Origin of the sequence: Litorimonas sp. (assembly GCA_029936425.1) — a bacterium.
Classification (GTDB): Bacteria; Pseudomonadota; Alphaproteobacteria; order Caulobacterales; family Maricaulaceae; genus Litorimonas.
Genome location: JAPYSU010000009.1, coordinates 21,881 through 45,084, shown reverse-complemented (window position 1 = coordinate 45,084; position 23,204 = coordinate 21,881). Strand labels below are relative to the sequence as shown.

The 23,204-nt window shown below is 52.9% G+C and carries 22 protein-coding genes; 8 read left to right on the top strand and 14 right to left on the bottom strand.

Annotated elements, in window-relative coordinates; translation table 11 throughout:
* Positions 1–30 precede the first annotated feature (30 nt).
* Complete coding sequence (locus ACN0IC_RS09565; protein ID WP_416878555.1) at positions 31–2,058, top strand: response regulator; 2,028 nt, start codon at positions 31–33, stop codon at positions 2,056–2,058.
* 61 nt (positions 2,059–2,119) lie between these two features.
* On the opposite strand, the gene ACN0IC_RS09560 is transcribed toward ACN0IC_RS09565, so the two are convergent.
* The 6 genes from ACN0IC_RS09560 to ACN0IC_RS09535 all read right to left on the bottom strand — a co-directional run bounded on the left by ACN0IC_RS09560 (position 2,120) and on the right by ACN0IC_RS09535 (position 7,313).
* Positions 2,120–2,461 carry a DUF6481 family protein gene (locus ACN0IC_RS09560; protein ID WP_416878554.1) on the bottom strand — a complete coding sequence of 114 codons (342 nt, stop codon included), beginning with the start codon at positions 2,459–2,461 and terminating at the stop codon, positions 2,120–2,122.
* A gap of 175 nt (positions 2,462–2,636) precedes the next feature.
* Positions 2,637–4,739 (bottom strand): TonB-dependent receptor, encoded by a 2,103-nt coding sequence (locus ACN0IC_RS09555; RefSeq protein ID WP_416878553.1) that lies wholly within the window; start codon positions 4,737–4,739, stop codon positions 2,637–2,639.
* 12 nt (positions 4,740–4,751) lie between these two features.
* On the bottom strand, positions 4,752–4,934 hold the full coding sequence (locus ACN0IC_RS09550) for a hypothetical protein (RefSeq protein ID WP_416878552.1): 183 nt from the start codon (positions 4,932–4,934) through the stop codon (positions 4,752–4,754).
* 183 nt (positions 4,935–5,117) lie between these two features.
* The gene (locus ACN0IC_RS09545; RefSeq protein WP_416878551.1) at positions 5,118–5,735 is read right to left on the bottom strand and encodes a CC0125/CC1285 family lipoprotein; all 618 of its coding nucleotides are present in this window, start codon (positions 5,733–5,735) and stop codon (positions 5,118–5,120) included.
* A gap of 115 nt (positions 5,736–5,850) precedes the next feature.
* Positions 5,851–6,369, bottom strand: coding sequence for a hypothetical protein (locus ACN0IC_RS09540; protein WP_416878550.1), 519 nt, complete (start codon positions 6,367–6,369; stop codon positions 5,851–5,853).
* A gap of 11 nt (positions 6,370–6,380) precedes the next feature.
* The gene (locus tag ACN0IC_RS09535; RefSeq protein ID WP_416878549.1) at positions 6,381–7,313 is read right to left on the bottom strand and encodes a LysR substrate-binding domain-containing protein; all 933 of its coding nucleotides are present in this window, start codon (positions 7,311–7,313) and stop codon (positions 6,381–6,383) included.
* Positions 7,314–7,404: 91 nt separating this feature from the next.
* Here ACN0IC_RS09535 and ACN0IC_RS09530 point away from each other — a divergent pair, with 91 nt between their 5' ends.
* The 5 genes from ACN0IC_RS09530 to ACN0IC_RS09510 all read left to right on the top strand — a co-directional run bounded on the left by ACN0IC_RS09530 (position 7,405) and on the right by ACN0IC_RS09510 (position 10,469).
* Positions 7,405–7,998 (top strand): FMN-dependent NADH-azoreductase, encoded by a 594-nt coding sequence (locus tag ACN0IC_RS09530; protein WP_416878548.1) that lies wholly within the window; start codon positions 7,405–7,407, stop codon positions 7,996–7,998.
* Between the two features lie 10 nt (positions 7,999–8,008).
* Complete coding sequence (locus ACN0IC_RS09525; RefSeq protein WP_416878547.1) at positions 8,009–8,767, top strand: pirin family protein; 759 nt, start codon at positions 8,009–8,011, stop codon at positions 8,765–8,767.
* Between the two features lie 123 nt (positions 8,768–8,890).
* Positions 8,891–9,271 (top strand): hypothetical protein, encoded by a 381-nt coding sequence (locus ACN0IC_RS09520; protein WP_416878546.1) that lies wholly within the window; start codon positions 8,891–8,893, stop codon positions 9,269–9,271.
* Positions 9,268–9,462 (top strand): helix-turn-helix transcriptional regulator, encoded by a 195-nt coding sequence (locus ACN0IC_RS09515; RefSeq protein WP_416878545.1) that lies wholly within the window; start codon positions 9,268–9,270, stop codon positions 9,460–9,462. Before ACN0IC_RS09520 ends, ACN0IC_RS09515 begins: the two co-directional genes overlap by 4 nt.
* Before the next feature lie 35 nt (positions 9,463–9,497).
* Positions 9,498–10,469, top strand: coding sequence for an alpha/beta fold hydrolase (locus ACN0IC_RS09510; protein WP_416878544.1), 972 nt, complete (start codon positions 9,498–9,500; stop codon positions 10,467–10,469).
* Positions 10,470–10,667: 198 nt separating this feature from the next.
* Here the strand turns inward: ACN0IC_RS09510 and ACN0IC_RS09505 are convergent, their stop codons facing one another.
* The 7 genes from ACN0IC_RS09505 to ACN0IC_RS09475 form a co-directional block, all read right to left on the bottom strand.
* The gene (locus tag ACN0IC_RS09505) at positions 10,668–12,782 is read right to left on the bottom strand and encodes a sodium-translocating pyrophosphatase (protein ID WP_416878543.1); all 2,115 of its coding nucleotides are present in this window, start codon (positions 12,780–12,782) and stop codon (positions 10,668–10,670) included.
* 334 nt (positions 12,783–13,116) lie between these two features.
* A complete protein-coding gene (locus ACN0IC_RS09500; protein WP_416878542.1) occupies positions 13,117–13,449 on the bottom strand; it encodes a cupredoxin domain-containing protein in 333 nt (110 codons plus the stop codon).
* A complete protein-coding gene (locus tag ACN0IC_RS09495; protein WP_416878541.1) occupies positions 13,446–15,347 on the bottom strand; it encodes an ATP-binding protein in 1,902 nt (633 codons plus the stop codon). Before ACN0IC_RS09495 ends, ACN0IC_RS09500 begins: the two co-directional genes overlap by 4 nt.
* 121 nt (positions 15,348–15,468) lie before the next feature.
* Entirely contained in the window at positions 15,469–17,382 is a 1,914-nt protein-coding gene (locus tag ACN0IC_RS09490; RefSeq protein ID WP_416878540.1) for an ATP-binding protein, read from the bottom strand.
* Between the two features lie 17 nt (positions 17,383–17,399).
* Positions 17,400–17,846, bottom strand: a complete 447-nt coding sequence (locus tag ACN0IC_RS09485; protein WP_416878539.1) for a group I truncated hemoglobin — start codon at positions 17,844–17,846, stop codon at positions 17,400–17,402.
* Position 17,847: 1 nt separating this feature from the next.
* A complete protein-coding gene (locus ACN0IC_RS09480; protein ID WP_416878538.1) occupies positions 17,848–18,723 on the bottom strand; it encodes a DUF3034 family protein in 876 nt (291 codons plus the stop codon).
* A gap of 151 nt (positions 18,724–18,874) precedes the next feature.
* A complete protein-coding gene (locus ACN0IC_RS09475; RefSeq protein ID WP_416878537.1) occupies positions 18,875–19,675 on the bottom strand; it encodes a 1-acyl-sn-glycerol-3-phosphate acyltransferase in 801 nt (266 codons plus the stop codon).
* 87 nt (positions 19,676–19,762) lie between these two features.
* On the opposite strand from ACN0IC_RS09475, the gene ACN0IC_RS09470 reads away from it, so the two are divergent.
* Positions 19,763–20,338 carry a hypothetical protein gene (locus ACN0IC_RS09470; RefSeq protein ID WP_416878536.1) on the top strand — a complete coding sequence of 192 codons (576 nt, stop codon included), beginning with the start codon at positions 19,763–19,765 and terminating at the stop codon, positions 20,336–20,338.
* 92 nt (positions 20,339–20,430) lie between these two features.
* Here ACN0IC_RS09470 and ACN0IC_RS09465 read toward each other — a convergent pair whose 3' ends face one another.
* Positions 20,431–21,678 (bottom strand): mechanosensitive ion channel, encoded by a 1,248-nt coding sequence (locus ACN0IC_RS09465; RefSeq protein ID WP_416878535.1) that lies wholly within the window; start codon positions 21,676–21,678, stop codon positions 20,431–20,433.
* Positions 21,679–22,002: 324 nt separating this feature from the next.
* Between ACN0IC_RS09465 and zapE the strand changes: the two genes are divergently transcribed.
* The gene (zapE, locus tag ACN0IC_RS09460; protein WP_416878534.1) at positions 22,003–23,145 is read left to right on the top strand and encodes a cell division protein ZapE; all 1,143 of its coding nucleotides are present in this window, start codon (positions 22,003–22,005) and stop codon (positions 23,143–23,145) included.
* Positions 23,146–23,204: the final 59 nt, after the last annotated feature.

The window sequence follows — 23,204 nt, the reverse complement described above, 5'->3', positions numbered from 1 at the left end:
AAAAATAAGGGGATTCTTATTTCTACGAATGTGGATAAGCTCGCCGGGGACAGCAAAAACATCGATTTTCTGATTGATGTGATAAATCTATTGCCGAACCCGGTCTATGTAAAAGACAAAGACCATGTCTGGGTCGAGGTCAATACAGCCTTTTGCGAGCTCCTGGGGTATTCCCGTGAGTATCTTCTGGGGAAATCGGATTTTGATGTCTCTCCGCCGGATCAGGCCCAAATTTTCTGGGACAAAGACAATGATCTCTTTAAGTCAAAAGAATCCAATACCAATATTGAGCAGACCACAAATAGCCAGGGCGAAGTGCGCTGGGTGGAATCCGTTAAATCCTATTATGAAGATGCTCAGGGCGATCCTTTCCTGATTGGCGTGCTTACAGATATTACCGAGCTTAAAAACCGGGAACAGGATCTGATGATCGCGCAGCAAAAAGCGGTTGAGGCCGCGCGCGTCAAATCTGAATTTCTGGCGAATATGAGTCATGAGATCCGGACGCCGATGAACGGGGTGCTCGGCATGACACAGGTTCTATCCGGCACATCTCTCTCCGAAGAACAGTCGGAATTGGTTGAAGTCATTCAGCGCTCCGGCGACGCGCTTCTGACCATTATCAATGATATTCTCGATTTTTCAAAAATCGAAGCCGGTAAATTTTCACTGGATGAAGCGCCGTTCCAATTGCGTGAAGCGGTTGAGGATGTCGCCGCTCTTCTCGGCTCAACTGCAAATAAAAAGGGCATAGAGCTGATCGTCAATGTCAAAGAGGCCGCCCCTGTGACCTTGATTGGCGATGTCGGTCGATTGCGGCAGGTTCTCATTAATCTGGTCGGAAATGCGATCAAGTTTACGGAAAAAGGCTATGTGATTGCCGATGTCGACTCCCGCGTGGAAGGCGACAAAGCCGTCATGGACTTTTCGGTCCGGGACACAGGGATCGGCATTGAAGAAGATAAATTAAATAAAATTTTCAACGAATTTGAACAGGCGGACGGCTCTACAACGCGGAATTTTGGCGGTACGGGATTGGGTTTGGCCATTTCGCGGAAAATGGTCGAATTAATGGGCGGCAATATAGAGGTCAGCTCGGTTTACGGAAAAGGCAGTACATTTTCTTTTACAATTAAATTGCCATTTTCCGCTGGCCAGGAAAAGGCCGCGCCCGCTTCTGATACGCAGAAGGACTTTTCCAATATCCGCGCTCTGATAGTGGACGATATAGAGGTGAACCGGCGCATTGTGGCTTCGGAGCTTTCCCGGCTTTCCATGCAGGTCAGCACTGCGGAAGGCCCTAAAACCGCGGTGAGGCTGCTGGTCGAAGCCATCAAAAATAAAACGCCGTTTGATTTCATTATCTGTGATTATCAAATGCCCGATATCGACGGCCTTCAATTTGTGCGGGCTTTGCAAAAACAGGCGGTCTTGAAAGATATACCCGTTATTGTGCTGTCTTCTGTAGATACGACAGAGACGAAAACGGCGTTCCTAGACCAGAATGTGTCCCGCTATCTCGTTAAACCGGTTCGATCCGCCGCACTCAAACAGGCCATTCTCCGTGTGGTGGAGCGTGAGACAGACGGCCCGAAAGCAGACGGGTTTTCCAAACCGACAAAAATATATGAGCGGCCCGAAGCTGAGACACTCCCTGTCCTGTCCAATAGCCGCATTCTCATCGCCGAGGATAATGACATCAATATACAGGTTCTGAAGCGGAGCCTCGATCCAAAAGGTTACGCTCTGGATTTTGCCGTAAACGGCGAGATTGCTTTTGAGATGTTTCAGAGAAATGATTACGATCTTGTCTTAATGGACATTTCCATGCCCGTCATGGACGGCACAGAGGCCGCCCGTCTTATCCGGAAGTTTGAAACGGAGACAACCCGGGAGGCAACACCGATCATCGCTTTATCCGCCCATGCGTCAGATGATCACCGGGACAAATTTTTGAGAGCAGGAATGGATGATTTTCTGGCGAAGCCTTACAAACTGGATGTTCTGCTTCAAAAGATGGAAAACTGGCTGAACGAACCCCGGAAAATGGCTGGCTAAGCCTAGCGTCAGGCAAAATAAAACCCGCCAGAAAGCGGGTTGGTAAGATTCAAAGCAAAAACTATTTCCGCTTTTTCCGCGCGGCGTATTTTGCATCGCGCCGGGCTTTTTGAGCGCGTTTCAATTCTTCCTGTGCTTTGACCTTTGCTTCGGCCGCGATTTTGGCTTTCCGCTCTTTCTCGGCCTTTTCTTCGGCCAGACGCTTTTCCTCGGCTTTCCGCTCAGCTTCTTTTTTCGCTTCGCGTTCTTCGCGGCGTTTATTCCGCTCGGCCCGCTCTTTCATCAGGCGTTCTTTTTCTTTCGGGTCGAGCCGCTTTTCTTTGGCGCGTTCCAACATGGCCAGCTTGGCTTCACGTTGTTCTTTCAAGCGGTCGGTAAAATTCTGTTGTCCGGGGAAACTCATAAGGGTCGATCATCTCGCATTTATAGGAGGGGTGGATTTGGCCGCTATATCGGGGGGCGTCAGGAAAAAAGCAAGAGGTCCCTGCAAAAAAGACGCACCCCCGCCTTTCGGTCTGAAAAGCGGGGGCGAAACTGTTATTTCTTTTACGGGCGGATGGGAGGCCCGAGGGCCTTAATTAAAATCGGCTAGAAACCGTGAAGCGGGCGTTCAAGGGTTTTCCCGTCGAAATATTATCATTGCTGTGCGCATCCGGGAAGTAATCGGTGTCAAAGAGATTTTCGACATTTACCTGCAAGCGCAATGTATCGGAGACATCATAAAATGCCGCGGCGTCAAAGCGGGTATAGTCCGGAACCTCCACGGAATTATCTTCCCGCACGAAATAACTATCCTGATAGGTTACGCCCAGACCCAGTCCGAATTTTGTCGTGACCTGATAGTTATTCCAGAGTGAAAACATGTTTTCAGGGGTTTGCCGTGTGACATTGCCGTCAAAGCCGGAGCCGTCGACAACATTGACCTCGCCGTCGAGATAGGAATAGCCGGCTTGAACAGACCAACGATCTGTCAGCTCTCCTGAGAGCTGAACTTCAAAGCCCTGCGTTTCAGATCCGTCAATGACAATAACTTGGTCTGGGTTTTCCGGGTCAACCGAAGTAAAACTCTCCCGGTCAAGTTCGAAAACAGCCGCGGTAAAGCTCAGGGCGGAATTTATGTCCCATTTTGCGCCGACTTCCTTGTTTTTGAAGAATTGCGGCCGGGTGCTTTCGCTGTCCAGATTAAGGGTCAGGAATTGATCGCCGGAGCGCGGCAGGAAAGTTTCGCTATAGCTGGCATAAAAGGAAACATTTTCAACCGGCTTATATATGGCGCCGAGGCGCGGCGTGATTTCTTCATCCTTCCGCTGGAATTGCGCATTATTGGCGATGTCGTTAACGCCAATATCAAAACTGTCATATCGTGCGCCCAGTACGAGTTTGACCTGATCCGTCAAATCAATCTGGTTCTGTGCGTAGAGCGACATTGTTTCCACATCGGAGATGCGGTTGCGGGCCGGGCTTGAGAAGCTGAAGGCCGGAATGACAAGCGGATCTGTAAAGTCGATGAAAAGCTGATCATCATCATTCGCCGCAAAGACATTGTCATTGCGAGCATTGGCCGTGTCCTGCTGCGTATATTCCGCGCCGAGTAAAAGGGTATGGACCAGAGGGCCGGTTTCGAATTCACCGACCAAATTCCCTTGGAGAATGACGTTCTCCCGCTGCGTTGTATCGCGGTAGCCGTCCAGTTCGACCTGAGGAATGGTGCCGTTTGAGAGCTGCACTTCTTCGCTGGCAAACAGATTCTGATAGAGTTTATCGTAATCCGCATATTGCGCTGTGAAGTTTCCTCTCAGCGTATCGGAGAAGTCGTGTTCGACCCGGGCGCGGAGGATGTGAGCCTGCAAAGTCGTAAAGTTCTCGTCAGGCGATCCAAAAAATGTATCATCGAACCCTTCAAGCGGGACGTCAGGGCCTCCGTCGACATTGCGAGACGGCACACCGCGATCAACAACCCGGTCATCGTCCAGATATTCGTAGGACAAATCAAGACGCGTTTGCGATCCCAGTTCGAACCGGCCTGTTGGATTGAGGCCGAAACGCTCTCCGTCAAAAAAATCGCGGTGATTGTTCAGACCTTCGAAAAACCCGTTCAACCGGACGGCTCCGGTCTCGCTGACCGCATAATTGGTATCAATCGCCGCCGAATACGCGCCAAATGTATCGACACTGGCCGTCAGTCCTGTGAAGTTTTCTCCTGTCGAGGCTTTTTTAGTAACGCGGTTTATAATTCCGCCTGCGCCCCCGCGTCCGAATAACAAAGCGTTGGAGCCGCGAAGAATTTCGACCTGTTCAATATTATAGAGAGGTCGGAAATACTGAACATCATCGCGAACGCCGTCGAGAAAGAAATCTGCCGTGGTCTGTTGCCCGCGGATATTTATTGCGTCTCGATGGCCTTCACCTTGGCTGATGGACAGACCGGGGCTGTATTTCAAAATATCGCCGAAATTCGTAAAAGCCTGATTCCGGATTTGATCTTCAGTAACAATCGAAAGGCTCTGCGGAATATTGATAATCGGTGTGGGGGTTTTAACGGCGTTCAGTTCATCTATGGAAAGGTAACGGCCTCTGACGACGATTTCGTCATCAGGAAGGCTTGGGGAGGTCTGGGCCATAGCCTGTGTTGCAAGCGCAGAAAGGAGGGCTGCGGCGCAGCCTGTTGTAAAGTATTTCATGAGAAGGAGTTTCTATTTCTGGATTTGGGAATTTAAAGTCGTTCTGTCATTGCAGATTGTCTGGGGTAAAGGGGGTGATTTGGCAGCCTCTCGCGCCTCCAGGACAGCTTTCTTGATGGCGTTGGCATGACGGCAATGCCCGCCTTCTTCTGCCAATAAAGCTGCCAGGGCCTTGGACTGCAATTGTATCATCATCCTCGCTTTTCCCTGTTTGTTGCAAACAATTCGCATTCACGACGGCTCTATAGGGGAAAGAAATATGATACGCAACTGCAAATCATTCTTAAATTCAGATTTTTTTGATCTCGCGCCCGCTTTCATTCAGGCATAAAAAAACCGCCCGTTACGGGCGGCTTAAGTCAATTGACCAAACTGTCTTTAGGATTTTTCTTTGGGAAACTCGATAACAGCGGAGAGGTTTCTGAGAACTTCTCTCGCGTCGAACGCATTATCACGTTCGGGCGTCGGGCCTTTCCCGAACCGGACTTCGGATGTGGCTCGGTATTTGGTGATTTCGCGGACATCGTAATCGTCAAAGAACGGGTCATAAAAGGGGTCATAGAATCCGCGGCGACCAAAACCGTATCCCCGGCGGAAGCCCCGGAAACGGGAGAAGCGGTAGTCGCGACTCCAGCCAAATCCCGGACGGTAAAAGCTATACCCGAAATACGGATCATAAAGGCTTGAATTCAGTCCGGGAGAAACTCTGACCCGTGTATTTTCCTCTGTATCGCGCTGAATTAAGGAAAAATAATCAAAGCCGCGCTCGAGAGACATTTCCGCCGCCCGGTATAAAAGAGAGTTTTCAACGCTTTCCCGACTAGTCAGAGAATTTCCGCCAAAGGTAATTCTGGCGCGGTCATTTTCGATCATGGTTTGGGAAAAGCCGTCATAAGCACCTGGCGAGGAGGCCGGCTGGTACGGCGTCGACGTCGCGCAGCCTGCCAGAAGAGCGACCGAGGCGGCGCTTAAAATAAATGTTTTAAAGGGGGACATAGCGGGACTCCTTAAAGACTGGTACATGTCAGTATAATTCTATTTATAGCGCTCCGTCCCTGAACGCATGCTGAAAATATAAGCATAAGTTGCAGGTATTCAAATAAATTAACTGTTATCCAGACCGTAAGTTCCGTTTGAAGCTAAGAATGAGCGTCGCCAAAGCCCAGCCTAGAAGAAGCCCGGAAAAGACCAGGCCCGCGACTGAGAGGAGCTTTGGCAGAGGGGTTTTGAGCCAGGCCAGTCCCGATAAAATAACCCAGGGCATCGTCAGCACGATAACCCAGACCGCGTTTTTACGGCTCAGACCCGATTTCCATCCCCGCCACGCTACAAAGGCTATGATGAGGGCGGGCCCGACAGCGAATGCCCCCAGAAGAGCGGCGAACACAAAGGCAGAGATCAGTCCGGCCAGAACGCTGTCATTGGCGGCAAAGCCCAGGAAAAAGACGAGAGAGCCGAAAGCAGCCAAAATTGCCGCCAGAGACGCAATGAGGCAGGCCAGCAAATCTGCCGGGCGGCCCGCGACCGGAGCTTTGACGCCCTTGCGTTTGGGCTGCGGTCTGTCCGCAACAGGTGTTAAAGTTTCAGAGTCCATGGAGGCAGATATGGCGATCCGTAGCGGCGGGCGCAAATTAAATCCTCTTATCGAAACCGGGATTTCAATCCATAATTTTCTATCGCCCAGGGCGGTGTGCCCTTGAATCGCTCCACCAGAAAGTCGACCCAGGTTCTGACGCGGAGCGACAAATGCCGGGTTGGTGGATAGACGGCATAGACTGTCACGTCAGACCAGCTATAATCAGCTAGGATGATTTCTAATTTGCCGGAGCGCACGGCGTCGCAGAGCAGAAAAGCCGGTTCGATGGTTACCCCGTGTCCGGCAATCGCCGCCTCGGTCAGAAAGGTGCCATTATTGGCTTTCAGGCTAGACATCATTTCAATCTCGCCGCTGACGCCGTTCGGGCCTGTATAACGCCATACCTTTCGAGGTTTATTGGTATAGCGTAACTCGGCGAAACCGTTCAGGTCCTGGGGCGCCTTGGGACGGCCCTGTCTGTCGAGATAGGCCGGGCTGGCGGCCGCCAGCATCTCTATTGGGGCAAGCTTGCGCGCGACCAAAGTGGAATCCGTGAGCTGCCCGATCCGGATGGCAATATCTATACCTTCGGAAATAAGGTCAGTCTGCCGGTCACTAAAATCTACATCGAAGTCGACATTTGGGTGAAGCTCCAGAAAATCAAGAATGGCCGGGCCGAGATATTGAACGCCGAAAGATAAAGGCGCCGCCAGCCGAATGCGTCCGGCCAGGGCGCAGCTGCCAGAGGCCGTGTCGGCCTCCGCCTCGTTCCAGTCGGCGAGTAATCCGACCGCCCGCTGAAACAAGGCCTCTCCCGCCTCCGTTAGAGACAGGCTCCGCGTCGTACGAAGAACGAGTTGAGTGCCAAGGCGGTTTTCCAGATCAGACAGGCGCCGGCTGGTCGCGGATTTCGACAGGCCCAATTGTTTGGCGGCCTGGGTGAAACTCCCGGATTCTATGGTTCGAACAAAGGCTTCTATTTCCTCATAACGGCTCATTGTTTCGATTTACGCAACAATGTAATTCAAAACAAGCCTCTAATCCCTTTCTGCGAGACAGACTATATCTGGCCCATAGAAAGGAGACACCATGTCCAAAATAGAAAACATATTGAGAATTGACGCCAGTGGCCGGAAGACGGGGTCTATTTCCCGAAAGCTTGCAAAACATGCCGTCGACCATCTGGCAGCGAAAAGAGCGGTGAAAGTTCACCTGCGGGACTTAAGCGAAGGTCTGCCCTTCGTCGACGAGGCCTGGATTGGCGCGAACTTCACCCCTGCAGATCAAAGAACTGAGGCCCAAAAGACCAAATTGGCCTTCTCTGATGGCCTGGTGGAGGAAGCCAAAACAGCGGAGACGCTCGTCATCGCTCTACCGATTTACAATTTCGGCATCCCGGCGGCGCTCAAGGCCTGGATAGATTTGGTCGCCCGCGTCGGGCTGACCTTTAAATATACCGAGTCCGGCCCGGTCGGCTTATTGGACGGCAAACGCGCTATTATTTTACTGGCCTCGGGCGGGACGCCGATGGGCAGCGAGATTGACTACGCAACGCCTTACCTGCGCCATGCGTTGAGCTTTATAGGAATCACGGATGTAACCTTCATCGCGGCGGACGGATTGGGCAAAGAGGCTGACAAGAAGATTTCGAGCGCCCTTAAAGCTATCGAAGAATTAGATTAGGAAACGCGTTATGACCCCTCAACTTTCAACTGACGTCACACAGGAAAACGCCCCGGCTATGGCAGGTGGATTACATCTACGCCCGGCGGAAGAGCGCGGCAAAGCCGATCATGGCTGGCTGAAAACTGCCTATAGTTTTTCCTTTTCGCAATATTACGATCCGGCGCATATGGGCTTTGGCCCGCTTCGCGTTATCAATGATGACTATATCGATGGCGGGAAGGGCTTTCCGACCCATCCGCACGACAATATGGAGATTTTCTCCTACATTCTGGACGGCGCGCTCGCGCATAAGGATTCCATGGGTAATGGCTCGACCGTCAAGGCCGGCGGCGTTCAATATATGAGCGCCGGCACCGGCGTGCGGCATTCCGAATATAATCCGAGCGAAACGAAGCAGGTACACCTCTTGCAGATCTGGCTCCTGCCAAATGTGAAAAACGAAACGCCTCGTTACGAAACCAAGGATCTGACGCCCGAAGAAAAAGACGGAAAGCTCGCTCTGTTCCTCTCCCATGACGGGCGGGGCGACTCCATGCGGATCAAATCCAATGCTGACATCTATGCCGCCACCCTTGAGGGGCATCAGTCCATTGAGACGGTTTTGGAGGACGGTCACGGAGCCTGGATTCAAGTCGCGCGCGGCGCCCTTTCCGTCAATGGCCAAAAGCTAAAAACCGGCGATGGGCTCGCGATTGAAAAAGGCGGCCACCTGGAATTCACAAACGGAGATAAAGCCGAAATCATCTATTTCGACATGTGGGGATAAAGAACATAAAATAAGATTGTCCAGACGCTGTTTGAAAAAGCGGCGTCTTTTTATGTAAAGCACCCTTTACATTCTTCGGCACCTCTTATATGTAAAGGTCACTTTACAAATAGGGGGTAAATCATGACGAACAAAACGTCAAATAATATGAGGCCGTATTTTATCGAATTCGGAGGGTCGATGGTCCTCTATGTCATTATTCTGTGCGGCGTGGTCGCGACGCGGCCCGAAGGCGGATGGAGAATTTGGGAACTTCTTCCGGTTTTGCCTGTGCTCCTCGGGTTTTGGGCGATCATCCGCCAATATGGCCGGATGGATGAGTTTTACCAACGCATCCATTCCGAGGCTTTTGCCCTGGGGGCGTTAATTCTGGGACTTGCCGCCATCATCTGGGGGTTCGGAGAAAATGCCGGATGGCCCGCCATTCCCACTATCTGGGTTGGCCCTGCCCTGGTCGGTCTTTGGGGCGCGTGTCTGCCTCTTGTAATGCGGCGTTACAAATGAAGAACGCATTGAAAGAGCTGAGAAAAGAGCGGGGCTGGTCACAACAGGATCTGGCCGAACGGCTCGGCGTGTCCCGCCAATCGATTATCGCGATTGAACGGGAAAAATACGACCCCAGCCTGGATCTGGCTTTCAAGATTGGCCGCGTTTTTGGCGCCTCAATAGAGACGATATTCACACCGGAACCTTAACCCGCCCTACCAGTAGATTAAAAAAGGAAAATATTATGATGCGTTATTTAAATTCGACAATTTTGTGCACCGCTATGGCGGGTTTGCTGATGGCGTGCAGCCCGGACGCCGGGAATGAGGCCAATGACGTAACCGAAGCCGAAAAGGCGGAGAGCGCCACAACGCCTCGGGCGGACACAATGGACGACGCGCAGAGTCAAGAGGCGCAGGCGCCTTCTTCAATCACGGTCACCCGCGCCGGAAATGCCGATGGCCGCACGCTCGTACTCATTCCGGGCCTTGCCTCCAGTGATGACGTTTGGGACGGCACGGTTGACGCCTTTAGTGATTACGACCTGCGCGTGGTCCAGGTCGCCGGGTTTGCCGGAGCTAAACCCGTCGACAACATTTCGGCAGAGAAAATCTCTGACGACATTTCAAACCATCTCAGAGAGAAGCCCGGAAATAACACTGTGCTCATCGGGCACTCGCTTGGCGGTTTCGTCGCGCTGAAAGCCGGGCTGGATGACGCCGCACAGTTGGACGAACTGATTATCGTGGACAGCCTGCCTTATCTAGCCGGGCTCTATATGCCCGAAGCCACACCGGAGCAGGCGGCCAGCATGTCCGCCCAAATGACGCAACAACTCGCCTCCCTGCCGAGGGCGCAATTCGACGCCCAGCAACAGGCCGGACTGGCGCGCCTTTCCAACAATGCCGAAGCAATGCCGGAGCTGGCCGAATGGGGGAAAACCTCTGACCAGCAAACGGTCGCCACCATGATGGGCGAGTTGATGGGCACCGATATGAGAAACGCCATGTCAGACCTGACTCTAGAAACAACCGTTCTCATTCCTCATTCGGATGTCATGGGCGTCAGTCTGGAAGAGCTGGAAAATCTCTATGCCGCGCAATATGAAAGCGCTCCGAATGTCACTCTGAAAGTGATCGAAGACAGTTTCCATTTTATCATGCTGGATCAGCCGGAGGCTTTCTATGCAGCTGTAAGGGAAGAGGTTGCCGAATAACGACGCAACCTTGAAACAATTAATTTAAAGCGGAGCCCATTAAGAGATTTAACGGGCTTTTTGAGTTTGTACTAATGAGTAAAAAGCAGGGCTGAAACAGGGGCAATAGATAAATCCCAAAATAAAACCCCGCTTCCAAGGAAGCGGGGCGTTCTCCCCTCGTCTTTGCGAGACTGTCTTTATGACATTTTTGTTAAATCAATGCGCGAGCACTGCCAAGAGCAAAATTGCAATAATGTTTGTAATTTTGATCATCGGATTGACGGCGGGGCCGGCTGTGTCCTTGTAAGGATCGCCGACTGTGTCGCCTGTCACCGCAGCTTTATGAGCTTCAGAGCCCTTGCCGCCGTGATTTCCGTCTTCGATATATTTCTTGGCATTGTCCCAGGCGCCGCCGCCGGCGGTCATGGAAAGCGCCACGAAGAGGCCTGTTACGATCACGCCCATGAGCATCGCGCCAAGCGAGGCCAGAGCATTTTCCGTCCCGGCCACGAACTGAACGGCAAAGAACAGTACAATTGGCGACAGGATAGGCAGGAGCGACGGTTTGATCATTTCCTTGATCGCGGCGCCGGTCAGAAGATCAACCGCCTTGGCATAATCAGGACGGGATGTGCCCTTCATAATGCCCGGATCGGATTTGAACTGACGACGCACTTCCTCAACGATAGAGGCGGCCGCGCGTCCGACAGACTGCATCGCCCAGGCCCCAAAGAGGTAAGGCAGCAGGCCGCCGAATAAGAGACCGACCACGACATAAGGATTGGTCAGGCTGAAATCAGCCACCGCCCCCGTCAGAGGATTGCCCGTCTGTCCGGAGAAGAAGGCGATGTCCTGCGTATAGGCCGCAAACAGCACAAGTGCGCCGAGACCGGCAGAGCCAATGGCGTAGCCTTTCGTCACCGCTTTGGTTGTGTTGCCCACCGCATCGAGAGCGTCCGTTGTATTGCGGACTTCGGGCTCAAGCTCTGCCATTTCCGCAATGCCGCCGGCATTGTCGGTGACAGGGCCGAACGCGTCGAGCGCGACAATCATCCCGGCCACGCCGAGCATAGCCGTGACGGCAATCGCAATCCCGAACAAACCGCCGAGCGTATAAGTGGCTATGATACCGGCAATAATAATCAAGGCCGGAACCGCTGTTGCTTCCATGGAAACGGCAAGGCCTTGGATGACATTTGTGCCGTGTCCGGATTCAGAGGCTTCGGCCACGGATTTTACCGGGCGGTATTTCGTGCCCGTGTAATACTCGGTAATCATGACGATAAGACCGGTAATAACGAGTCCGATGACTGCGCAGATAAATAAATCCATACCATTGAAAATCGTCGTTCCGCGAATGTCTCCAAAGCCGAACATGGTGTAAATAACGCCAGCTATGGCCAGAATGGACAAAACACCCGTCACAATCAGGCCCTTATAAAGAGCGCCCATGACATTGGTGGAGCCTTTGGACAGCTTGACGAAGAATGTGCCGATAATAGAGGTCACAATACACACCCCGCCAATGGCAAGAGGCAACATCATCATATCGCGGCGAAGACCGGTGAGGGCGTCTCCGGCAAACAAAATCGCGGCGAGCACCATGGTCGCGGCAAGAGTCACGACATAAGTCTCGAACAAATCCGCAGCCATACCGGCGCAGTCACCGACATTGTCGCCGACATTATCGGCGATAGTCGCAGGGTTGCGGGGATCGTCTTCCGGGATACCGGCTTCGACCTTCCCGACCAGATCGCCGCCAACATCGGCGCCTTTGGTAAAGATACCGCCGCCGAGACGGGCAAAGACGGAAATAAGAGACGCGCCGAGTGAGAGCGAGATAAGACCGTCAATCACGTCGCGGGAGTCATAGGAAATGCCTAGAGCTTCGGTTAGGAGCCAGAAGAACCCGGCAATCCCGAGTAAGGCCAGACCGGCCACGAGCATACCCGTAATCGCGCCGGCTTTAAACGCCACACGCAAACCCGAGCCGAGCGACTCGCGAGAGGCTTCGGTCGTGCGGACATTGGCCTGAACGGAGACGAGCATGCCGATATAACCGGCCGCGCCTGAAAGTACCGCGCCCAGGATAAATCCAACCGGGGCGATCCAGTTTCCAAATAGAATAAAGAGCAGAATCGCTACGACGACGCCGACAATGGCAATCGTCTTATATTGTTTATTGAGATAGGCTTTCGCGCCTTCCTGAATCGCGCCTGCGATTTCATTCATTCGCTCCGTGCCTGTAGAGGCTTTCATGAGCCCGGCACGGGTCACAAAGCCGTAAATAACAGCGAGTAAGCCCGCTGCGAGAATTAAATAGAGTGTCATAACACCCTCCCTTTGCTTTCGCCGGGTGCCAAAATAGATGTCCCCTCGCGCCATATTTAGTCGCAGGTTGGTCCGGCAATGTTATGAAGTTGGCCGTGTCAAATGCCATGGCCTCTTATCGGGCCTGGGCGGGACACGCTTCCCCTCGCGAGTGTGAAGTTGGCCGTCCGCCCCGATGCTATCAACTAGATCTTATTCGGACGCTTCCCTTCGCGTAGGAAGTTTGTTGCAAAGTGTTAAGGTGGCGTCAAGTGATGTTTCAAAACAGTTAAATGACAAAAATCGGTCGTAGACCAGACCTCGGGGAAACATGCAATGAGATCGGAAATTCGGTCTATTCGACGGTGACGTCCAGATTCATTTTCGGATGAATGGCGCATTTTACCTGAAACTTGCCGCGCTTGTTAAACTGCACGGTCCGGGTTTCCCCTTCTTCCATGGAGCCGGAGTCAAATTCCATCTGATCCGCGTCAATAAAGGCGTGGTGGAGAAAAATATCATCATTCACAATCTTCAGGGATTGTCCGGCCTGAATTGTCACCTGACCGGGCGCATAGGTGCGCTTTTTTTGCGAAATCACAATATCGCTATTGGCCTGAGCGAGAACGCCGATTGGAAAGGCAATGACGCTAACAAGACAGATGGCATGAGGCAGTTTCAGTTTCATGCAGCGGACCCTATCGAAGAATTGTTAATTTTCTCGGAATTTATTGAGCGGCTCTGATCGGCGCTTTCCGTATAGGCCTGGGGAAACACAAGGGTCGCGCAGGTCCCTTTGCCCAAGGCAGACCGCAGGCGTATTTCGCCCTTATGAAAGGCCATGATTTTTTGTACGACAGACAGGCCGAGGCCGACGCCTTCATACCGTCTGGAATAGCTGTTATCGGCCTGCTCAAAGGGTTCGATCATCCGGTCTATATCCCCGGCTTTGATTCCAATGCCGTCGTCAATAACGTCAAGCGCTACGGAATTATCGGTCTGAAGGCGGATATCAACCTTGATGCGTCCGCCGTCATGATTGAATTTGACGGCATTTGACAAAAGATTGAGAACGGCCTGTTGCAGGTGGATACGGTCTCCGCGAACCTTGACAGGGGCCATTTGGGGGTTCCAGATAAGGCGAATCCGTTTTGGTTTCATATCCTTGGCGATGACTTTCAAACAGAAAATCACGACCTCTTTCAAGTCCACTATTTCCTGATGAGCCGAAAGAATTCTAGCATTGGCCGTATCGGCAATATTCAGCACGTCCTGAACGATTTTTAAAACCTGGTCGCCGTTTCTGGAAATGATTTGGCACATTTCCACATGTTTCGGATCACTCCCATTTTGTTTGTGCTCCATGGCCATGGCATCTGCAAAACCGATAACGGCGTTGAGCGGCGTCAGCAATTCATGACTCATGGCGGCCAGGAAAAGCGTTTTGGCGTGGGCGACTTCGGTCTGGTCTTTGGAGATGGTCAGGTTTTGATGCGCCTTTTTCGCCGCTGTGATATCCGTCCAGAGGATCAGGCGCCCGCCTTCGGCCGTGTCAAAGGCGTTGATGCGCGCCCACCGGCCGTCGGTTGTCCGGATTTCATTCTGCACTTCGTCATAAATATGCGGAATGTGTTTGGGCACGCCGCTACGATGGAAAAAGGTCTGCAGCTTCGCGCCCAAAAACGTCGCTCCTTTCAGATCCGGGAAAAGTGTTCGCACCTGATGGTTTACGACGATAATGCGTTCATCCGCATCCGTCAGAATAATCGCGTCTTTGGAATTTTCCAGAGAGTCCACAAGCCGCATCTGCGCGAGCGCCCGCGCCGCCTGTTCCAGGTCAACCCGCCCTCGCACGCTCTCCTGCATGGAGCGGAGCGTATTGAGCAGGGCGCCGGTTTCATCCTCTCCGCCTTTGGGGATTTGCGTATTTAAATCGCCAGCGGAAATTTTTCGCGCAGCTTGCGCGGCGGCTTTGAGCGGCCGGATGATGGTCATACTGAGCCAGCTGGCTAGAAGAATGGACAAAGCGAGAGCGAGCCCCGTTGCGATGACAGAGTAATGTTCAACCTTGTCTATTCCCGCCAAGGCGCTTTCTCGGTTTCGGAAACTTTCATTGGTCTGCAGCTCCGCAATGACGCCGAGTTTGTCTGTAATTTGCGAAGACAATTCTGCCTGCTGCGCCAATTCCTGTTCCGTCAAGGGGAGCTTGCCCGCCAGAGAAATATCAACCCATTGAGCGGTCAGGGTTTCTATATCCGTAAAGTCACTTATGGCGCGGGCCGATATGGACCTCTCCTTCGCGACGGCGAGGTCACTTCGGAAAACTTTGAGGTGATTTGCCAGAGTGCTTGGGTCGGCTCCGCGGATCAGCTCCGTTTCCATTTGGCTAAATGTCTGCCCAGCGGCGCGGGTGTAGTTAATCGCCATGAGGGGACGGTCATAGGTATATTTAACGACGGCTCCGGTCGTTGAAATGGCGTGATAGGCATATCCTCCCAGCAAAGCCAGAAAAGCGGCCATCATGAGAAAGACAAAAAATAGCTTTGCGCGGACGGAAATGAGAACTCGGAAAACAGTTTTCAGCACATCAAAAAGCCCGGTGCTTCGATATATCCCGAAGTCTTGATATCCTGATGTTCATCTTCAAGCCCTCCACGGCGCCGTCGCAAGATTGGATTAAAGCCCGAACTCTAAAAACAATCTTAGGTTATGCGGCGGACCCTAGCTGAGAGATGTTAACACTTTCGGAATCTTCGGCCTGCAGCTGAACTTGCGGGTTATCGGCCGGATTCACCAGAGCTTCCGGCAGTATGAGCGTGGCGCACGTGCCTTTTCCGTAAGCAGACCTCAGACGCAATTCGCCCTTATGAAGCTTCATGATCTTTTGCACGACGGAGAGGCCGAGCCCCGCGCCTTCATACCGTCTGGAATAGCTATTATCGGCTTGCTCGAACGGCTCGACCATGCGCGCAAGGTTTTCGGACTTAATCCCGATACCGTCATCAATCACATCTATCGCGGCAGAGCCATCCGATTGTAGGCGGATATCAACCTTGATGCGTCCGTCTTCCTGGTTGAATTTGATGGCGTTGGAGAGAAGGTTCAAAACCGCCTGTTGCAGGCGCACGCGGTCTCCGCGCACACGGACCGGACTCATCTGGCTATCCCAGATAAGCCGCAAGCGTTTGGGCTGCATTTCTCCGGCGATTGTTTTCAGGCAGAAGGTCACGACCTCCTTAAGGTCCACAATCTCTTCGCTCGTCGACAAAATTTCGGTGTCTTCCGTATCGGCAATATTCAGGACGTCCTGAACAATTTTCAGAAGCTGGGCGCCATTTCTGGAGATGAGCTGGCACATTTCCAGCTGCTTTGGATCGCCGCCTTGTTGGTGTTGCATGGACATAACGTCCGCAAACCCGATAACGGCATTGAGTGGGGTGCGCAGTTCATGGCTCATCGCGGCGAGGAAAAGAGTCTTGGCGCGGTTGGCGGCTTCGGCCTGTTCCTTGGCGATCATCAGGTTTCGATGCGCGGCTTTCGCCTGACTGATATCCGTCCAGATAATCAGGCGTCCGCCTTCCTCTGTATCCGAGGCGTTAACTCGGGCCCAGCGCCCGTCCTCGAAACGGATTTCGTTTTGCGCTTCGTCATGTATATGCGGAATATTTTTGGGAACGCCGCGACGGGTAAAGAGGGCGTCCAGATTGGAGGCCAAAACCTGGGTGTTTTCCAAATCCGGGAACATCGTCTGAACCTGATTATTGGCCACGATAATTTGACCCTTTGAATCCGTCAAAATTATAGCGTCCTTGGAGTTTTCCAGAGATTCCGCCAAGCGGGTTTGTGCCAGCGCCCGTGCTGATTGCTCGCGCGCCATACGGCCCCTGATATTTTCCTGCATGGAGCCAAGCGTTTTCAGCAAAGCTCCGGTCTCGTCATCGCCGCCTTCGGGAATTTTCGTGTTCAGGTCTCCGGCGGAAATTTTTCGCGCCGCCAGAGCGGCGGCTTTAAGCGGTTTGATGATCGTCAGGCCCAGCCAGCCGGACAGCAGGACCGATAGCGCAAGGGCCAATCCTGTCGCCCAGAGGGCGTAGCTCTCAACTTTGCCAACTCCTTCAAGGGCCGTTTCGCGGTTTCGGAAACTCTCATTGGTTTGCAGCTCCACGATAATATCGAGATTATCTTCGATTTCAGAGGCAAGCGCGGCTTGCTGCTGGCTCTCGGCCTCAGTCAGCGCGCTTTGGTCGGCCATTGCCATTCTGGCCCAGCGCGCCGTCAGTTTTTCTACATCCTCGAAAAAAGGGACGGAACGGTCAGAGATGGATCTGTTTTTGGCAACAGTAAGATCGCTCTGAAAGGTTTCAAACGTTTCCGACAGGCTTTCCCGGTCTGCGCCATTGACCAGATCCAGTTCCATCTGGGTGAAGGTCTGACCGGCAGAGCGCGCATAATTAATCGCCATAAGCGGTCGATCAAAGGTATTTTCAACCACCGCTCCGGTCGTGGAAATAGCGTGAAAGGCATAGCCTCCGAGCAGCGCCAATAAGGCACTCATCGCCAGAAAGCTGAAAAACAGCTTGGACCGGACGGATATTAAAACTCTGAAAGCGTTATTTAGCACATCATTGTGTCCTGCGCTCAGTAATCAGAATATTTGGTGATATCGCCATGCATCGGGGCCAAAATGGCCAAGAGTTTGTTTTGTGTGCGGAATGGAATATCGTTATCATCCATCGCCTTTTGCAAATCTTCCACCAAGGCGTTGAAATGCTTGTTTTCAATGCCGAGCCCGGCATGGGATTTATCCATATCCTGCCCGGTATAGACGCAGCCGCCATCTGTCAGGCTGCAAATGTGTTCGACGAGCAGGTTTTGAAGCCGGGGAATATTGGAATTATCAAAAATGTGAGAAATGCGTGGATTCGCCAAGGAGTAATCCAGCATGTCAGAGATGATTTCCGTCACGCCGTCATGGCCGCCCAGCTTGTCATAAAGGGTCACCTCATCGGCGGAAGCGGAAAGGGGCGCAAATGCGGCAAAAGACATGACGCAGAAAGCGGAAAGTGTGTATCGGAGTTTTAACATATTAAAATCCTATCTGAATGGAGCCATAGGCCCCGCGCTGGTTTTCCTGAAGCGCAATATCGCCGAGATCGACATAGGCGGCCGTAAGGGAAATATTCTTGGTCGGGAACCAGGCCACATAAGCGGCGGCCCCGTCATTTTCTTCGGCAAACCCCAAATTGTCGGGTTTGGTACGGTAATCGACCCCCACGGCCAGATGTTTGTTGAACATATAGGCGGCGGAGCCTTCAAATTCGATTTGGTAATTGTCTGACTGATCTCCGCCAAAGCCGAGTAGGCCGAGCTGGTTGGCTTTGGTCGCCCGCGCCGTTCCGGTCAGAATAAGATTCTTATCGAGTAATAGCTTCGTGCCGGAGACATAGAGATCGACACCCTCATCACTTTCAGCTCCAAGGGCCTGTACCAAATCCGAATTCTGGTTCTTTTTATATTGCGCGCCGATAGAGATTTGCGGCAAGGCCGTGTCCTGATCGTAAACGGCGTCCCCGATCAGCCGCACTTTCGCGCCAACAATATCCTGCGAAAATGTATATCCATCGCGCAGCCCCAGTTTCGGACCTGTATCGCCGAGATCGAAATCCTGACGGGCATAAGACAGCTCAACCCGGTTCTTTATCCCGACAGACGCGCCATAGCTTCTGAGTTGAAAGTCCGGAAGCTCGACCTGTGTGTAATGCGTGTTTCCGCCCCAGGAGGTATTGCTGCCATAGCCCGAGATAACGGCCCAGTTTGTTAGCCCAGAGCCCGCAGAGCCTTCAACTTGACTGACGGCGCCTGTGGCCAGAAGGCGGCCTTGATCCGGTTTAAAGGAGGGCGCAGCCGAACACGCGCCCAAAGCGAGCGTCACCAGTCCTAAAATAATCGTCTTTTGAAGCATGCTCCACTCGTCAGCCGGCGATCAGCCATGTTCCGACCAATCCATTCTCGCGTGTAAAATCACCAATAGACCTTAATATTTCATTGAATAGATATGCAGAAACCACGGTCGCCGTAAATGAAACGGGGCCGTGAAGAGGGGCTGTTTTGGCTCAGCCTCTTAGCCTGGAGACAACGGATCTAACCTGTTCAGTGGCTTTTTCAGCGTTTTTGGAGAGGGCTCTCGGATCCAGTGGCTCTCCAAATGTCAGCCGGAAGGTTTTACCCTTCTTGTTCAACAATTCGTGAAATAGAGTAATGTCCCGCAACTCCGCGTTGAGTTTCGAGAAGAGATAATAAAGGGAAGAGTTTCTGGCTTTGATGTTCAGGGGAATGATCGGGGCGTCATATTTCCGCGCGACCATAGCGGCAGAACTTTCCCACTCCTGCTCTTTCAGTCCCGTCCAGGACATTTTCGCCAAACGCCCGCTGGGGAAAATCACAATACAGCGCCCGGCTTCGAGAGCCTTTTTCATCAACAATAAAGTTTCACGGGTCTTGGCATGGCTGCGTTTATCTTTGACCCATTCAACAGGAATAATAATATCCTCGCCTTTGGGAATGACACGCAGAGCGTCCGCATTGGCCAGAAAGCAGTGATCGGGCCGGCGGTCCCGAATGGCCTGAAACACGGCCAGTCCGTCCGCCAACCCTGTCGGATGGTTGGAAATAATCACGCAGCGCCCTTCTTTCGGAACGCGGCTTAACCCTCTGACAGCGGTCCGCGGACTAATGTGATTGGCCACGCGTTTAAAGGCCTCCCGCCCCGTCAAATGGCGGACGGTATCGGCCAGAAACACGGCGGCGTCATAGGCCAGCATGCGGTAAAGCGCCGGGCGTACCGCCCGAAACAGACGGGGACGGGCCATAAGATGCGGCGCCCGTTCGGCAATTAATTGTTCCACAATATGCATGAGGGCCTATAAAGACGATATAAGGCAAAATAAAAAGTCTTAATCCGCAGGGAAATGAGGAATAAATATCAGAAAAGGGGACTAAACATGAAACGTCTGAAATTAAGCGCAAGCCTGATAGGGCTGATCTGTCTGAGCGGCGCAGCTCTGGCGCAGACTGCAAATGAGGCGAACGCCACGGCGCAAACGCAGATAAATCCGTCTACTCAGTCTCCGGCTCCCTGTCAGTCCGCCGAATACAGGCAAATGGATTTTTGGATCGGCCAGTGGGACTTGACGTGGCAGGCGGCGGACGGCACGACCCGGTCCGGCCAGAACGTCATTACGCGATCGCCCTTTGGCGATTGCGTCATCACCGAAAACTTTGACGGCGCCCCCGGCAATACGCTCAAAGGGATGAGCGTCTCAACCTACTCCAAACCGCACGGGAAATGGCGTCAAACCTGGGTCGATAACCAAGGCGGCTATTTCTCTTTACACGGCGGATTGCAGGACGACGGAACGTTTATTCTGGAAATGGACCGCCTGAACGATAAAGGTCCGTTTTCGCGCATGGTGTTTGAAGATATCAAAGCCGACAGCCTGACCTGGCGCTGGCAAGGCAAAGGTGAGGCCGAGAGCGCGTGGGCCGACCGATGGGTTATTAATTACCGGCGGCGTTAAGCTTCTATAAATCAGCAAAAAAGTCCCCATAAATCAGCAAATAAAAAGCCGCCTCGAAAGGCGGCTTCATAATTAATCAGACTGTCAAAAGTCTATTTTGTAGTTTTGCGCGTGCTGCGTTTGGCAGGTGCTTTTTTGGAAGCCGCCTGGTCTTTTCCAAGAGGTTTGACATTGCTGGGCGGCAGCGCGTTGTTGAGCACTTTTGCGGCCCAGTCCCGTCCGCCAACGCCAAAGGCAATCGCGGCGGCCACAGCAGCAGAGATAACCAGGGAGGAGAAAGCGATCGGGACGATCTGACCTTCGGGATCCAGGGAAGACAGGCCGATAAAGATAAACAATACCATCACCGCATATTTGACAAAGGTCGCAATGCGCGGGCTGATGACCGAAGACATGAACCGGCCGAGAATACTCGCCAGGAAGACGCCGATGATAATCAGAATGGCGGCTTCAAGCAGCGATCCGCCAAATTCCTGAACCGACCCAAAGGCGTAGGACAGGCTGTCATTGCCTAGCAGATTCACGGCGGCAGAGACGCCAATGACCAGAATGATTAGAAAGGCAACATAGCCTGCCGCTTTGGACGGAGAGGTTTTCAGGCCTTCCCCATCGTCGAGCATCATGATTTCATTTACCGAACGGTCAAAGCCGAGGCTCGGCAGGAAGTCCTGCAGAAATTCCGACACGAACCGGCCGATGAAAATGGTCACAGCCAAGATAGCGGCCGCGCCGATAAGTTCAGGGATAAAGTTCAGGAAACCACTGAGCATGCTGCTGAGCGGATCAGAGACGCCCGAAATATCCAGCGCGTCAAGCGCGGCAATCGAGAAGAGCGCGATAATCACGACAAACACCAATGTTCCGAGCGCCCGCGCGATAGAGCCCTGAGAGCCGGTGGCCGAGGTGAAGCCGGACTTATTGGCCAGCGAGTCGAGCTGGGCGGCCTCTAATGTCGCGGTGACGGCATTCTGCGCCACTTTGGCGAGAAAATAACCGATGATGAACAACAGACCTGCGCCGAGGATATTGGCGGCGTAACTGCCGATATTGTCAAAGAAGCCGTTTACGGGGCCGAGATTTTCGGAAAGTCCGAGGCGGCCAAGCGCGAGATAGGCGGCGTATAAAACAACGAGCCAGAATAGCGCGCGGCCAATGGCGTTGCCGATATTCCCGCCGCTGGTCTGGGCTTTTTTGCCAAGGCCTGTGCGGTTAATGCCGCCGGCGACGACAGATTTAATAATGAAAGCAATGATAAAGCCGAGAAGCAGAATAATTGCCGCGGAAATCGAATTGCCCACAATCGGGGGCATGCCGTCAAATAGGCGGTCAAATTGTTCCATGATAGTGTTCCCTCCAAAGTAAAAAGAAGCTGTGTAAGAGCCGGGCCTTGTGGCCCTTAAAATAAAAATGCGTCCTTCAGAACACGGGGCAACCGGCTCCTGTCGACAACATTAACAAAAATTCAACGTCGAAGCACGGGCGAAGTTCCAAATTCTTGAAAATAGTCATTTAGGGCGGGGTCAGATCCCAGACTATCTTGACCTTCGCCAAGGGGTGAGCAAGGAGAGCTTTATGGCTCCTATTCGACATAAAGCGCTCTTTTACGGGCTGTGCCTGTTTTCTTTTGGCCTGCTTGCATTGGCGATTGTTTTGCTGAGTATGAAATGAGCGTCCTTGCAAAGCTAAAAGCCTGCATTTCGGCCGGCGAGCTGGAAGAGGACCCAGCCCAAATCGAAGCGGCCAAAAAGCTGGACGCCCTTTTGGGGCGGCTCAACACCCGCCCGGAGCCCAATTTTCTGGGTAAGATTTTCGGTAAAAAACCGGAGCCGGTAACAGGGCTTTATCTATGGGGCGGGGTCGGGCGCGGCAAATCCATGCTGATGGACTGGTTTTTCGAAGAGGCGCCTGTCGCCGCGAAACAGCGCGTGCATTTCCACGCTTTCATGCTCGATGTCCACGCGCGGATCAATGCGCGCCGCCAATCCGAAGACAATGACGGCGATCCGATTGCGCCTGTGGCGAAACAGATTGCAAAAGAGGCGGAGCTGCTCTGTTTCGACGAATTCCACGTTACCGATATTACCGACGCCATGATCCTGTCGCGCCTGTTCGACGCGCTTTGGGCCGAAGGCGTCATTGTCGTGGCCACGTCCAACCGGCCGCCTCGGGACCTCTATGAGAACGGCCTTAACCGCGCTTTGTTCGAACCGTTTATAGAGCGCATGCCGAAATACCTCATCATTCACGAATTTGCCGGAGAAACGGATCACCGCCTCCGCCAGCTCGAAGCCGCGCCGGTCTATTATTCGCCTTTGGGCGAGGAGGCGGATAAGGGCATTGAAGCCGCCTGGCAGCGCTTGATCGGCGGGGCGAGCCCGCGCGAAACGGTTCTGTCCGTGCAGGGGCGGGATCTGGTTTTGAAACAAACAGCGGCGGGGACGGCGCGCGCGGGCTTTGCTCGGCTTTGCGACAACACGCTCGGCGCGGCGGATTACCTGCGTCTCGCCCATGCCTTTCAGACCCTCATTCTGGAAAACGTCCCGCAAATGGGCCCAGACAGCCGGAATGAGGCCAAACGTTTCGTCACGCTCATCGATGCCCTGTATGAAACGCGCACCAAATTAATTATGAGCGCCGAGGTTGAGCCGAAAGACCTCTATCAGGACGGCGACGGCGCTTTTGAATTCGAACGGACGGTCAGCCGCCTGATGGAAATGCGAAGCCATGACTATCTGGCTGAGCGGCGCCAGATGGAAACCTCGCCGTCAGATATGAGTAAGCCTGATGATAATAAATCAGAGCCATAACAATCCCGTTGATATAGAGGCACAGTATTCTTACTCTTGCCCGAACATAAAGGACGCCA

Coding starts and splice junctions, on each gene's coding strand:
- ACN0IC_RS09525 (WP_416878547.1), top strand. CDS start 8,009: ATGACCCCTCAACTTTCAACTGACGTCACACAGGAAAACGCCCCGGCT.
- ACN0IC_RS09505 (WP_416878543.1), bottom strand. CDS start 12,782: ATGACACTCTATTTAATTCTCGCAGCGGGCTTACTCGCTGTTATTTAC.
- ACN0IC_RS09560 (WP_416878554.1), bottom strand. CDS start 2,461: ATGAGTTTCCCCGGACAACAGAATTTTACCGACCGCTTGAAAGAACAA.
- ACN0IC_RS09535 (WP_416878549.1), bottom strand. CDS start 7,313: ATGAGCCGTTATGAGGAAATAGAAGCCTTTGTTCGAACCATAGAATCC.
- ACN0IC_RS09530 (WP_416878548.1), top strand. CDS start 7,405: ATGTCCAAAATAGAAAACATATTGAGAATTGACGCCAGTGGCCGGAAG.
- zapE (WP_416878534.1), top strand. CDS start 22,003: ATGAGCGTCCTTGCAAAGCTAAAAGCCTGCATTTCGGCCGGCGAGCTG.
- ACN0IC_RS09480 (WP_416878538.1), bottom strand. CDS start 18,723: ATGCTTCAAAAGACGATTATTTTAGGACTGGTGACGCTCGCTTTGGGC.
- ACN0IC_RS09510 (WP_416878544.1), top strand. CDS start 9,498: ATGATGCGTTATTTAAATTCGACAATTTTGTGCACCGCTATGGCGGGT.
- ACN0IC_RS09465 (WP_416878535.1), bottom strand. CDS start 21,678: ATGGAACAATTTGACCGCCTATTTGACGGCATGCCCCCGATTGTGGGC.
- ACN0IC_RS09520 (WP_416878546.1), top strand. CDS start 8,891: ATGACGAACAAAACGTCAAATAATATGAGGCCGTATTTTATCGAATTC.
- ACN0IC_RS09555 (WP_416878553.1), bottom strand. CDS start 4,739: ATGAAATACTTTACAACAGGCTGCGCCGCAGCCCTCCTTTCTGCGCTT.
- ACN0IC_RS09470 (WP_416878536.1), top strand. CDS start 19,763: ATGAAACGTCTGAAATTAAGCGCAAGCCTGATAGGGCTGATCTGTCTG.
- ACN0IC_RS09475 (WP_416878537.1), bottom strand. CDS start 19,675: ATGCATATTGTGGAACAATTAATTGCCGAACGGGCGCCGCATCTTATG.
- ACN0IC_RS09545 (WP_416878551.1), bottom strand. CDS start 5,735: ATGTCCCCCTTTAAAACATTTATTTTAAGCGCCGCCTCGGTCGCTCTT.
- ACN0IC_RS09550 (WP_416878552.1), bottom strand. CDS start 4,934: ATGATGATACAATTGCAGTCCAAGGCCCTGGCAGCTTTATTGGCAGAA.
- ACN0IC_RS09515 (WP_416878545.1), top strand. CDS start 9,268: ATGAAGAACGCATTGAAAGAGCTGAGAAAAGAGCGGGGCTGGTCACAA.
- ACN0IC_RS09500 (WP_416878542.1), bottom strand. CDS start 13,449: ATGAAACTGAAACTGCCTCATGCCATCTGTCTTGTTAGCGTCATTGCC.
- ACN0IC_RS09485 (WP_416878539.1), bottom strand. CDS start 17,846: ATGTTAAAACTCCGATACACACTTTCCGCTTTCTGCGTCATGTCTTTT.